Origin of the sequence: Anaeromassilibacillus sp. D41t1_190614_C2, assembly GCF_015558525.1 — a bacterium.
Taxonomy (GTDB): Bacteria; Bacillota; Clostridia; order Oscillospirales; family Acutalibacteraceae; genus Anaeromassilibacillus; species Anaeromassilibacillus stercoravium.
The window spans coordinates 1-7416 of sequence record NZ_JADMOD010000028.1 but is presented as its reverse complement, the minus strand read 5'-3'; the positions used below and the strand labels follow the sequence as shown (position 1 = coordinate 7416).

Annotated in this window: 2 protein-coding genes; one reads left to right on the top strand and one right to left on the bottom strand. The window is 58.0% G+C overall.

Going from position 1 to position 7416, the window contains the following annotated elements; genetic code table 11:
* Window positions 1–588 precede the first annotated feature (588 nt).
* Window positions 589–6849: an MGH1-like glycoside hydrolase domain-containing protein gene (locus I2G69_RS13900; RefSeq protein ID WP_195560979.1), complete on the top strand. Its 6261-nt coding sequence runs from the start codon at window positions 589–591 to the stop codon at window positions 6847–6849.
* Window positions 6850–7025: 176 nt separating this feature from the next.
* Here the strand turns inward: I2G69_RS13900 and I2G69_RS14100 are convergent.
* Window positions 7026–7416, bottom strand: a 391-nt coding sequence (locus I2G69_RS14100; protein ID WP_207740601.1) for a hypothetical protein, incomplete at its 5' end; no start/stop codon positions are given.

Genomic DNA, 7416 nt, shown 5'->3' with positions numbered 1-7416 from the left:
TTCTGTAGGGCCTTCCCATATGGAGCGGAAAGCAAACTCTTCGCAGTTTGCTTCCTTAGGGGACGCCGTAGGCGCGAAAAGACGCTGCGCGTCCGCCGTAGGCGCGAAAGGCACTGTGTGCCCGCCGTAGGCGCGAAAAGACGCCGTGCGTCCGCCGTAGGCGCGAGAGGCACAGTGTGCCCGCGAAAGACGCTGCGCGTCCGCGAGAGGCACTGCGTGCCTGCGTCCTGACCGGAGGTCTGTAAAAATGACTGCTTTTCTTTGGAATTTGGAATCATTTATTCAATAGAGTTTATTTCAGTATTTTGTTATAAATTATATTATAATGATTTCAAACAAATTATAGGATGGTGTGTACAAAATAACCTTAAAATTTTGTCCAGTTTTTCTGTTGACCCTCTTTTTGTGATTCGCTATCATTGTAATGTATTATTGCGAATAATTAAAAGTACGCTTTAATGATTCACTCAAAAAGGTAAACTTTTTAGGACGGTAGTTGCCCGTGGAGAAAGGAGGGGCGGTATCAGAGGCAACACAGAAGGAAAGGTTGGGATGGGGAAAACCATCCTAATAATCAAGGAGGAGAAAATGAAGAGACTAAAAAAGGTGCTTGCGCTCTGCCTGTCGGCGGCCATCCTGCTGACGTCGATCCCGTTTGGGACAGCTATGGGCGCGGCCCGGGAACCGGAAATTGTAGCCGGCGGGTATGAGATCGATATGGCCGATCTCCCGAAGGTGCATTTTGCCGAGCACCCGGAATGGGAAGAGCTTTACGATGCAGCCTGGGAATCCCACAAGAGCAACATCCGCAAAGCAAGAGCAGTCCTCAACCCGGAGGAGCCCTACTATGTGGACGAAGCGTTCAGCGATATGATCTTTGTGTGGGATACGCTGCTGATGATGATGTTTGACAAATACGGCATCCATCAGTTCCCCACTCTGCAAGCAATGGACAATTTCTACTATTGGCAGGTCGATAATCCCGGCCAGCCGGACGACGGCTTCATCGCGCGTGAGATCAGCGAGATCACGGGCGAGAATGCCAGCTACAATGGCGGATACGACGATCCGCTTTCCGTCAACCCGCCCCTGTTTGCCTGGGCCGAATGGCAGCAGTATCAGGTGCATGGGGATAAATCGCGCTTTACCAAGGTGATCGATGGGAAGACCGTCTTGGAGCGCATTGTCTCCCACTTCGATTTTATCAAGCGCACGCGCTTGATGGACAATGGGCTGTATGGCAAGACCACCGGCCTGGCCAACGGCTTTGACAACACACCGAACCAAGACTATGGTTCAAAGGAACAGACGTACAACGACCTGAGCATCCAGCAGGCGCAGTCCGCCTACTACATCGCCAAGATCGCCCATGAGATCGGCGATACAGAGACGGAGGAGCGCTTCCAGAAGGAGTATGAGGACCTCACGGCCCTGATCAACGAAAAGCTCTGGTCCGAAGAAGGGCAGTTCTATTTCAACCTGGATAAAGACCAGCAGTTCACGAACGTTCCCACCCCGACCGGCCTGTGGGCGCTGTCCGCACACGTGGCGACGCCGGAACGCGCCGACGCGATGGTCAGGAACTATGCGTTGAACTCCGAAAAAATGTTCCGTCCGCAGGGCCTGTCCACAGTTACCTATGACTGGCCGTCCTTCTATCCCACCGGCAAATATTGGAACGGTGCGGTTTGGGCGCCGTCTTCGTTCCAGTACATCAAGGGCCTGGAGTATTACGGCTACCGTGAGCTGGCCTTTGGGGAGGCGCTCCGCCATCTGGAGGCCCTCTCGGACGTCTACCAGGCGGGCAAGACCGATTCCGTGATCGGCAGCGCTACGTTCTGGGAGAACTATTCCAGCGAATATACCCGCCAGGGCGACCCCGCCCGCAGCAACTTTGTCGGTTGGACGGGCGCGCTGGCCATCGGCGTCATCATCGAGGACATCCTGGGCATTGACCTGAACGCCCCGGAAAACACGGTGAATTGGGATCTCCGTTTGACCGAGGAAAATGGTATCAGCAATCTGTATATGTGCCACGACGGGCAGCCCGTCCGCGTTTCCCTCTCCATGGAGGAGCGCACCGGGTCGGAATCCCCGGCGGATATCACCGTTACAGCGACTGAACCGGTCACCCTGCACGTGCTCAACGGCGACGTAGAGGTCACGTTGGATGTCCCGGCGGGCACCACCAACTACCACATCGACGGCGTGGAGGATGAGGCAGAGCCGTATTTGAGCGCGGCCGCGCATCCGTTCCAGGCGGACGACGCTTCCTTGACGAAAGAAGCACTCGACGCCAACGCAGCGGATTATGTCGTTTTCAGCACCGAGACCGACGAATCCATCGATGACGGCCTCCAGTATCAGGCCGGCAAGAAGGCTGGGCTGATTACAAATGTCAACACGGTTGGCTTCCGTGCGGACAGCAGCCAAAGCCCGGTGGAACTCTCCACCAGCGCAGAGATGGAAGCCCTCGGCTTCTCCGGCGCGCAGAGCCTGACCAAGGGCGCCTATTCGCTCGGCGAGGAAGGCTTTATGTTTACGGTCCCGGCGACCAATGAGAGCAAGACCGTGAAGCTGATCGTAGGCGTGCAGAATACGACCGCCACCTTGACGGCCGCTTTGTCCGACGCCAGCTCCCCGCGCGTAAGCCGCACGCTGTATGGCGGTGAAGAAGAGAGCACCTATGTGGTGGAGATCCCGTACCGCGCGGGCGGCGACGAAGACCGCCATCTGCTGGTGCAGTATGAGGCGGAGCGCGCCTCCAAGGGATCGGGTTCCGTCTCCATCAAGGGAATCATCCTCGAAGACGGCGGCGAGCCGCTGCCGGCAGATGTGGAGAATGTTTCCCTCGCGGCTGGCAACCAGACCATCACCGTTTCGGCGGATAACACGGATGCGTTCGACAGCTACAAGATCTATGTCGGCGAAGACCGTGCAAACCTGTCCGACGTGCGTACGGCCGATACCCTCCCCTATGTGATCGAGGGATTGGACAACTATAAGCGCTACTATGTGGCGGTTTCCGGCGTGAAGGACGGCGTGGAAGGCGCCCTGAGCGAGGTCGTCAGCGAAGTCCCCGAAGAGTCGCCGCGCTCCGCGCGTGAGCGTGCCTATGCCGACTACGAGGCCGCCCGTGACACCATTTTGAATGGCAACACCGGATTTGACGCTTTGTACAGATCCCTGAATTTTGACGTCACCGGCCCCATCTACGGCACCACATTTACCTTTACCAGCACCATGAACGGCCAGGACACCGGCCTGATGGACAACGGTTCTGTGGTGTGCCCCACCCAGCCGCAGCCGGATCAAAGCGGCGAGCTGACGATTCTGGCCACGTATGAGGGCGAGACTGTAAAGATCGTTGAGAATGTGACCGTCCTGTCCCTGGCATACGACGAAAAGCCGTATGTATCCGGCATGATGACCTCCGCGATGGGCACCACCATCGACCTTACCGCAGAGGGCACCAAGGACTGGGCGCAGTTCAACGCAGACGATGTGGATGTCTACGCAAGAAAGGATACCGAAAACACCATCTCCGGCCTGCGCCGTCTGGTGGAAGGCGGGATTGACCACGCCGTCGATATGCCTTTGTACTACACGGCTACCGACGCAAAGGATACGCAGCCGACCAGCCAGACCTGCATCACCTCCCGCGGTGAAGAGGGCAAAGCGGGCTTTGAGTTTAACCTCCCTTACAGCGATAAGATGCAGCACGCGAACCTGTATGTTTCCTCCTGGAACGCCACCACGCGCGTGGAAGTCCTGGTGAACGGCAGCGTGATGTACACGGCCACCTATGGTGGAAGCGACGGTTGGGATGTGCGCAAGATCAGCCTTGATTATAAGCTGATGGACCCGAGCGACGAGCTCCTCGTCCGCCAGATCCTTGTCACGTCCAACACGGGCGGCCCTGGCGGCAGCGTCGGCCTCCCGGCTGTAACGCTGGCGGAGACCGACGGGGAGATCCCGGAACCGTCCAACGATTACGCAGTTGGGACAACGGAAAATGCCTCCGGCACGACCGTTGACCTCACCGCAGAGGGCACAACCGATTGGGCGCAGTTCCCGACAAAGTATGCCGATGACTACGCCAAGAAGAATACCGAAACGGTTATCACGAATTTCCACCGCCTGGTGTCCGACGACACGCCTTACGCGGTGGACGTCGCCAAGGATATGCAGCTGAGCTTTACCGCCAGCGATGCGGCCGAAGGCACCCAGCCGAAGAATCAGTGGGCGATCACCTGCCGCGGCCCGGAAAGACAGGCTGGCTTTGCGTTTAACCTGCCGACGGCCGGCACGGTGCAGCATGTGAACATCTATGCAGGTTCCTGGAGTGCCATCTGCGAAGTGCAGCTGCTCATCGACGGGCAAGTGCGCTACACCACAACGTACGGCAATTCGAGCGGATGGGATGTCCAGAAGATCGGCATTGACTACTGGGCGGAAGATCCGGAGAGCACCGTGGAAGTCCGGATGGTCATGAACGAGTCCCTCGCTTCCATCGATGTCGGCGGCAGCATTGCGCTGGGCGCCGTCACCTTGGCCGACACGGGCGAGCAGCCGCCGGAGGTGGACGAGCCCGAGGTCATTGACAATGATTTCAACATCCGCTTTACCAATACGCTCCCGGATTCCATCAACCTGACGGAAGAGGGCGGCAAGGATTGGATGCTGTTCAACAGCGTGGACGGCGAAGCGGCCTATGAGCGCAAGAATGTGGAGCCTTCCATCAAGGATTTCACCATCTTTGATACCGAAAAGGCCCCGCACCGCGTGAACAACAGCGAATACGACACCGTGTATTCCTTCACGGACGGCACGCCGACCGCGAGCATGGAGAACCAGAAGCCTTACCTGGTCGTGGAAGACGTGGACAACGGCGTCAGCTTTACGTTGCCGGGCGGCGAAAACCGCCACGAGGCGAAGATCACCATCGGCAACTGGCATTCCGATATGGTCGTGGAAATGACCTCCGGCGATAAGACGGCTTCCTATGCGTATGAAGTCCTCGAGCCGACGGAGTACGGAATGTTTACGCTCACGTATCGCTCCGCAGAGGATGTAAATGTGCGCATTTACAACCGGTCTGTAACCAGAGAACGGTATGGCAACTTCAGCATTACAGCGATCATGCTGAACGAGGTTTACAGCATTGCAGCGGAAGAAGCGGAAGGCGGTTCGGTCAAGCTCACCCGCAGCAGTGCAAACGCAGGGGAGACGGTGGACGTGTTTGTCGAGCCGGACCCGAATTACCATCTGGTTTCGCTGGCATACCGCACAGCGGACGGCGAACTTGTCCCGATTGAGAACAACCGCTTTGTGATGCCGAATGAGGACGTCACCGTTGTCGCGGAATTTGCCCGCCAGTCCCGTATGCTGACGGTGGGCTACAGCGCCGGTGTGGACCTCGTGGTTACCAGCGATGTAGAACCCATTGTGGATGCTGCCGGCATCTATGCGGCCAACATTGAGGCGGGTACGCCGGTCACCTTTACCTTTACGCCGTCCCGCGAGGGAAGCACCTTTGTGGGCGCGTATGTGAACGGGGAGCCGGTGGACTTCACTTCGGACAGCGTGACCTATACGTACACGGTGCCGGATGAAAATTCCAACCTGTCCTTTACCTTTGACCTTGTAAACAAGTCCGTATTGGCGCAGACCATCTCCATCGCAGAAGAGCTGGTCGGCGGCGACGAATATGCAAATGCAGTCGAGAGCGTTCAGAAGGCGGTCGATCGGGCCCTGGAGAACGCGAAAGAGGTCTATGACGATACATCCGCTACCCAGGCAGAGGTCAACGAGGCCTGGTCGGATCTGCTCGACGCCCTGCACTATCTGTCGTTCGAAAAGGGCGATTTGACCGAACTGGGCTACTTGATCGACCTGGCGGAGAGCATCGACACCGATGAATTCACCAGCGAGACGGTGAAAGCCTTCCAGGCGGCCCTGGATGCGGCGAAGGACGTCTATGACGACGGCAACGACGCCCTGGCGGTCGATGTGGAAAAGGCATGGCAGGATCTCTATGACGCTATGCTCGCTTTGAGCCGCACAGCGGATAAGAGCAGCTTGAACGCCGTTTTGACACAGGCAAACCTGGTGATGGAAGAGATCGACAAATATGTCGAGGGCAGCGAAGAAACCCTGCGCAATGCTATTGACGCGGCCCAGGCTGTGATGGACGACGCATCCGCCACCCAGGCAGAGGTCGACGCAGCGGCAGAAGCGCTTGCGAAGGTGCTCGCGGACCTGCGTAAGATCCCAAGCAAGGAAGAGCTTCTCGAACTGCTTTCCGAGCTGGAACAGCTCGATCTCACCAAGTACACCGCGTCCAGTGCGGCGGCGATGCAGGCGCAGATCAACCTGCTCCGTGCAACGGTGGAAGACGCCAATGCAACCGGCGAGGAGTATGCAGCGGTCTACTACAGCGCCAAGGAAGCGAAGGAAAACCTCGTGCTGGCAGACCGGAACACCAGCAACAATAAGGGTTCCGGCAGCACGTCCGCCAACATCGGCAACGCATACGGCGCAGCAGGCGTTGTGGCCGCAGGCCAGAACGTTGTGAACGCCAGCGTGCGCAGCGACACGACCGTGGACTTCACGCTCAAGAGAGGCAGCGCATACTGCTTCAAGATGACGGTGGTCAACGGCAACAACCTGACGCCGAGCTTCACAGTCGGCAACGGCGATGTGCTGAAGACCCAGTTCGTGGCGAAGGTCGGCAACGACTACTATTATAGAGTCTATGCGATCGGCACGCCGGGCCAGAGCACGGGCGTTTATACGACCCTGCCGGGCAATGCCCCAGTTAAACACTGTGCGGTGACGATTGGCTAAGTGCTTTCGTAGACGGACGCCGTAGGCGCGTAAGACGTTGCACGTCCTGTCAAGCACTGTGCAGTGACAATCGGCTAATTTAAAAGGAAAGGGAAGGCATCTTCCCCATAACCAACGAGGGCCCAGCCCGGGAGTTTTCCCGAGGCTGGGCCCTTTTGTGTTTTCCACCGCTATTTTCAACCGGCTGTGCGGGAACCGTGGATTTCCCCCTTCTTGCTTTTTATAAAGCGACTCGCTCGCTTGCGTAGAGCTTCCCCTGTGGAGCGGAAAGCAAACTCTTTGCGGTTTGCCTTCTTAGGGAACGCCGTAGGCGCGAAAGACGCCGTGCGTCCGCCGTAGGCGCGAAAAGACGCCGTGCGTCCGCCGTGGGCGCGAAAAGACGCCGTGCGTCCGCCGTAGGTGCGAAAGACGCCGTGCGTCCGCCGTAGGCGCGAAAAGACGCCGTGCGTCCGCCGTAGGTGCGAAAAGACGCCGTGCGTCCGCCGTAGGCGCGAAAAGACGCCGTGCGTCCGCCGTAGGCGCGAAAAGACGCCGTGCGTCCGCCGTAGGCGCGAAAAGACGCCGTGC

What these genes read in the sequence shown, in the direction of transcription:
- I2G69_RS13900 (WP_195560979.1), top strand. Translation starts at nt 589, where the DNA reads ATGAAGAGACTAAAAAAGGTGCTTGCGCTCTGCCTGTCGGCGGCCATC.